Raw genomic sequence first — 2,605 nt, 5'->3', positions numbered from 1 at the left:
AAGGTATTGGATATTTTATTTTTAAATCATAAACTTAATGGATGAATGCTTTGCTTTATTCTTGCACGAACCGGCATTCAGTCGGACATCTGCCGCTTCAAAAACCAATCTCCGAACGGCCAGTCCACGCTGTCGAGCAGGTTTTTGGTAATCAGCCCAAGCTCGGTATCGCCTTCGATTTGCAGTTTGCGGTTGAAAAACAAAGTATCCGGGTCTTCCTCGCGCATCATCATGCGCATAAAGTCGATGCCGTTGGCGGCAAGGCGCAAATCGGGCGTACCCAAAAAATCCGCATCGATGAATTTTTCGGCATTGGCGGTGAAACGCACCTTGATGCCTGCGTCCAATACGTCAATTTCAAAGGTGCGACCGTCAAACAGGCTCATGTCGGCGGGCAGCAATCCGCGTTTGAGCATGGTGTTGAGGGCAAAAACCAAAGCGAAACGCGGCGGCCTGCCCGGTAATTTACCGCCGATTTTTCCCGCCCATGCGGGCAATACGATTTCAGGCAACGCCATAATATTCCTCCTTCACGGCTTCGATACCCGGCTGGCCGTGCCAATAGCCGTCCACCAGCGTTCCGGTGGTCAGTCTTTCCAATTCGGGCAGCGCGTCCGCCAGGGCGGTTTTGCCGTCCAATACGTTGCGGTGGATACGGACGATTTCCGCCATGCCGTGCATTTGCGGCGACAGGCGCAGCATGTTTACGCTGATTTGCCGCAAATCCTCATGGTGCGGCAGCAGGTTTTGGCAGCCGTAAGACATGGTTTGGATGCCGTTGATGGTTAAAAACGGTTTGCCCTCGCGGGTATTCATGTCCATGCCTTGTTCGTAATCCAAGCAGCGGAATTCGCAGCCGTCTTTGTTCAGGTTGTAATGCCGCGCGGTAAAGCAGCGCGACGAATAAGCAAGCGGCATTTTGCCCCAAGCAAACAATTCCGTTTCGATGTCGTCTGAAGCCTTGATGATTTCAGCAACTTTGTCGCGGCTCAACTCGGACGGCGCAATCCAGCGGTATGCGCCCAGTTTTTGGAACAGCGCCAGCGTGCTTTCGTTGTAAATGTTCAGGCTGGCGCCGGCGACAAACGGAATGCCGTGTTCGCACGCCAGCTTGACCGCGCCCATGTCGTTGGCTTCGACTTTGAATTTGTCCTGCCCCGTGATTTTGCGCAGGCGTTTCAAATCGGATTCGCTTTCCAGCAGCACCTGCGACGACAGAATAATTTCCTTGCCGCTTTCCGCCAAATCTTCCGCCAGGCTGACCCAGTCGGCAAAACGCATTTTCTGGCGGCGCGAACACACCACTTCGCCCAGATAAATGGTGTCCACCGGCGCATCCAGCATGGCGGCGTAAAATTCCAGCAGCGCTTCCTTCTGCCAGAAAAACAAAACCGGCCCCAACGATAATTTCATCGGATTCATTTTTCCTCCTCCCTTATTTCCACGGACGGCTGTATGCGCCCAAGGTCGTCTGATGCCCTTCCGAAACCTTGCTCAGCGCGTTGTTCCACACCGGATTGACTTTGAAATGAGCCGGATCGGCCGCGGCAGCGTCCAAAGCCTGCCGCAGCGATTTGGTAACCTGCGCCGTGTACATCGGGCTGCGCTGGCGGCCTTCGATTTTAATGGCGGATACACCGATTTTGATGAGTTCGGGCAACATTTCCAAAACATTCAGGCTGGTCGGCTCTTCCAGCGCGTAATAGGTTTCGTCATTGACTTCAAAACGGCCTTTGCACAGTGTCGGATAGCCTGCCGGTTCGTTCGGTTTGTACTGGTCGATTAACACCTGGTTCAACCGCACGTTCATGCGGTCGGGCAGCTGCTCCCAGCGCACCGCCTTCGCCGGTGAACACACGCCCTGCATATTCGGTGATTCGCCCGTCGCATAGCTCGATAAAATGCAGCGCCCTTCTACCATCACACACAAACTGCCGAAACCGAACACTTCGATTTCCACATCCGTATTGTCAATCACATGCTTGACCTGATCGACCGTTAAAACGCGCGGCAACACGGCACGGCGGACGCCGAACAGTTCCTTCATCATATTGATGGCTTCGTAATTGGTCGCCGAACCCTGCACCGACATGTGCAGCCTCAAATTAGGATGACGCTCGGCGGCATAAGCCATAATCGCAGGGTCGGCAACGATTATCGCGTCCGCCCCCAGTTGCACCGCCGTATCGACAGCCCGATACCACCGCTCGATTTGCCCCGCCTGGGCAAAAGTATTGATTGCCATCAACACATTGCGGCCGCGCGCATGGGCGTAAGCTACCCCTTCCTGCGCCGATTTCATATCGAAATTCAGTCCCGGAAAATTGCGCGCATTCGTCGCATCTTTCAGCCCCATATAAACTGTGTCAGCGCCATTGTCCACCGCCGTCTTCAAAGCAGGCAGATTACCGGCAGGACAAACCAACTCAGGTATTTTCGGCATTTTGCGTTCCTCAACTCTTGTAGTTTGTTATTCAAAAATCAATATCTAATATGATTTCGGGTATTTTAGAGATTTGGACACAAGACATTATGATTTAAATCAACTGTGAAATCAGGTTTGGATAGCGTATGTTTTAGTTAACATAATTTAACCATATAAAAT

The 2,605-nt window shown here is 52.5% G+C and carries 3 protein-coding genes; all 3 read right to left on the bottom strand.

Annotated features, from left to right (window positions below; translation table 11 throughout):
* Positions 1 to 77: 77 nt before the first annotated feature.
* The 3 genes from ubiT to ubiU are packed head-to-tail and all read right to left on the bottom strand — an operon-like array spanning position 78 to position 2,443.
* Positions 78 to 518, bottom strand: a complete 441-nt coding sequence (gene ubiT / locus ACTHUT_RS17700; protein WP_070631057.1) for a ubiquinone anaerobic biosynthesis accessory factor UbiT — start codon at positions 516 to 518, stop codon at positions 78 to 80.
* Positions 505 to 1,422, bottom strand: a complete 918-nt coding sequence (locus tag ACTHUT_RS17695) for a U32 family peptidase (protein ID WP_250600614.1) — start codon at positions 1,420 to 1,422, stop codon at positions 505 to 507. The genes ubiT and ACTHUT_RS17695 overlap by 14 nt, the downstream gene beginning before the upstream one ends.
* A 13-nt stretch (positions 1,423 to 1,435) precedes the next feature.
* The gene (gene ubiU / locus ACTHUT_RS17690; RefSeq protein ID WP_250600616.1) at positions 1,436 to 2,443 is read right to left on the bottom strand and encodes a ubiquinone anaerobic biosynthesis protein UbiU; all 1,008 of its coding nucleotides are present in this window, start codon (positions 2,441 to 2,443) and stop codon (positions 1,436 to 1,438) included.
* Positions 2,444 to 2,605 lie beyond the last annotated feature (162 nt).

It is taken from the genome of Neisseria sp. P0022.S010 (genome assembly GCF_051956635.1).
This window is presented reverse-complemented; position numbering and strand designations above follow the sequence as displayed.

Bases quoted from the DNA above. Each gene is read 5' to 3' on its own strand.
- ubiU (WP_250600616.1), bottom strand. From the start codon at position 2,443: ATGCCGAAAATACCTGAGTTGGTTTGTCCTGCCGGTAATCTGCCTGCT.
- ubiT (WP_070631057.1), bottom strand. From the start codon at position 518: ATGGCGTTGCCTGAAATCGTATTGCCCGCATGGGCGGGAAAAATCGGC.
- ACTHUT_RS17695 (WP_250600614.1), bottom strand. From the start codon at position 1,422: ATGAATCCGATGAAATTATCGTTGGGGCCGGTTTTGTTTTTCTGGCAG.